Source organism: Methanobrevibacter sp. (assembly GCF_045577275.1).
In the GTDB taxonomy this organism is placed as follows: Archaea; Methanobacteriota; Methanobacteria; order Methanobacteriales; family Methanobacteriaceae; genus Methanobrevibacter.
This window is the reverse complement of sequence record NZ_JAZNIB010000102.1, coordinates 1-3,057: the sequence shown is the minus strand read 5'-3', so window position 1 is coordinate 3,057 and position 3,057 is coordinate 1. Positions and strand designations below refer to the sequence as shown.

The window sequence follows — 3,057 nt, the reverse complement described above, 5'->3', positions numbered from 1 at the left end:
TTTTCTTCTTTATGATCTTTTTGCTGTTTTTGTTTAGTTTTATTTACTTTTCTTTCTTGTTTATTTTCTTTTTTTGGCTTATCCTTTTTAGTATAAATATTTTCTTTTTTCTCTTTTTTAGTATTGGATTTTTTAGGTTTTTCTTTTTGTTTTACTTTATTTTCTTTAGGAATGGATATTTCATCCAATTCTTCTTCACCAATATCATCAAAGAGATCCATTACTGTAGTGTTATCTTCTTCATCACCACCAAATATGTCTATTACAGTAGCATTCTTTTGTGAGCGAAGGTCTACACTGTCTTCTACATTGGAATCTGATTCTCCAACATCATCGAAATCTTCATCAATTTCATCCAAATCATTATCTATGGAACTAATATCATCTGGAATATCATCAATGGAATCATTCAAGTCATCAGAAACATCTTCGGATTCAACTTTGTGTTTTTTAGATGAATTTTTATTTATTTCATCATCAAATCCTTCTAAATATCTGTTAATTAAATCCTCTTTTTCCTTTTCCTTTTCGGATTTTTCGTCCATTTCTGCTTTGACACGTTGAATATTAGCCAAATCATTGTCTACAGAACTTATATCATCAGGAATATCATCAATGGAATCATTTATGTCAGCAGAATCATATTCACTATCATCTTCAAGATCATCCTCATCATCCTTGTCCTTACCAAGAATTACGGTAGTTACAGGATTGATCTTCATTGATTCAACAGCATCAATCTTTTTCTTTAAGTCTTTGACTTTTGTATTTATGATAGTTGATTCAATATTCTCCAATAATTTGGCCCTTGCCAAATCTCGGTTTCTATACCAATCTGTAGACCAAATATGGTAAATGTTCCATCCTAAACCATTCAAGACTTGTTCTCTTAATCTATCCCTGTCTCTTGCCACCTTACTTGAAGCATAATTATGACCGTCACATTGTATACCTAATATATATTTTCCAGGATTATCTGGGTCAATAATTGCCAAATCCACTCTAAATCCAGCACAACCAACCTTCTTATCAACTTCATACCCATTTTCAGAAATGAAATTATATATTGCATCTTCAAATGGAGCATCATCATAGTCATCTTCTTGAACAGACTGATTATAATGCAAGTTTTCCGCATATTCCAAGAAGCTCTGCAGTGATTTTACACCAAATGGAGGATTTGCAGTCAAATGAATGTCATGAGCTCTGAAATTAGTGAATACCACACATTTCTCTCTTGCCCTTGTAACAAGCACATTTAAACGTCTTTCTCCTCCATCCTGATTCAAAGGACCGAAGTTCAATGACATCTTTCCTTCTGTGTCATAACCATATCCAACACTGATTAAAATGACATCCCTTTCATCCCCTTGAATTGTTTCAAGGTTTTTAACGAAAAATCTTTCTTCCTTGCTGTCTGAGAAGAGCGGTTCAAATTCTGGATGTGATTTTCTTTCTATCTCCAATTCTTCCAATATAGCATTCTTTTGAGCAACGGAGAATGTACCTACACCTAAACTCTTCCTATCACCATATTTTTCAAAGTGTTTAAATATTTCCTTAACTACATCCTTCGCTTCAAGAGGGTTAGCTGAACCTTCACCTCTATGATACTGGGTATTAGGGTTATAATGGAATTTAAGACCTAATTCTGGGTCTGTATGAGATGGAGATGGATAAACCAACAGTTCATTGTCATAGAATTCCCTATTTGAAATGTTAATCAAGGACTCATGGCGACTTCTGTAGTGCCATTTAAGCATTTTAACTGGGAATGATAATTTACATAAATGCAATATGCTTTCCATATCCAATGCAGTTGCTACCTCTTCACCACTTTCACTGTCTGTCATCTGGTCAAAGAAGCTTGTAGGAGGTAATTGTTGAGTATCCCCCATTACAACAGCTGTTTTTCCTCTCATAAATGCACCTAATGCATCTTCAGGTTTCACTTGACTTGCTTCGTCAAAAATTACTACATCAAATTGCAATTTAGGATTTGTAGGATCAAGATACTGTGCAATGGATAATGGACTCATCATAAAGACAGGCTTAATCTTTTTGATAGCTCCTCCTGCCTTTTCAAGAAGGGTACGCACTGGCAAATGACCGCTTTTTCTAGTAAATTCTCCAGCCAATACCTTAGCTTCAGGGTCATTTGCAGCACCGTATATCTTAGGAATTTGGCTGTTTAACTTATTGAATATTCTCTTTCTATTAAGATTGATAATCTTTCTATCCAAATCTTTGAATTCTGCGATACGATTTTCATGCAATTCTCCAATGAATGTTGCTAAAGTGTCATTTTCATTGAAGACTATATTCAATAAACTGTCTGCGAAATTACCTAAAACCAATGGCTTTACATCATCTTTTTTGATGTTTCTCTTTTCAATGGTTTTGATGAATAATGATGCAGGACTGTTCATACAGGCTTTTTTGGTATTTGAATATTGTGACCATAAATGTAGACTTGATAACTGTCCTTTCCATTTATTCAATTGAATCTCCCATTTATCAAAAGGAACATCCTCTGTTTCTCTCTTAAATATGATTTTGCTTTTTGGATTTAATTTAGATTCTAATTTCTTAAGATTTTCATAGAACCTATTGCCTTTTTCAACATATTCTTCGATTCCTGAATCTATGCTTGGATGGAAAAGGTCATTTGAAAGCATTTTAACAGTAGTTTCACTAAATGTGCCATTGGATAAAAGATAAACAAACTTATTCATCCAATTTGCAACTTGCTTCAATTCATTTACATTGGCATGTTCACTCCACAAATCACCGAAGTATGCTCTTCCAAGTGCCTCATTATCCTTTAGGGATTGTCTGATTTTGATGTGATTTCTAACTTTAATCAAATCATTTAAGGCTTCCCTATCGCTTGGAACATTTCCATTATAAAGCTTATAGAGTTCTTCCTTATGGGAATTTCCACCGAATAATTTGAATTTCTTATTGGAATCCTTTTCCAAATCATAGATTATTGTATCCAAATCTGCAACAAGCAAATAGTCTGAGAATTTATTGAATAAGCCGGAAGCATGCTGA

Annotated in this window: 1 protein-coding gene; it reads right to left on the bottom strand. The window is 33.6% G+C overall.

Going from position 1 to position 3,057, the window contains the following annotated elements:
- On the bottom strand, window positions 1-3,057 hold a 3,057-nt coding region (locus ACKI67_RS03485; RefSeq protein ID WP_407462003.1), incomplete at both ends, for an AAA domain-containing protein.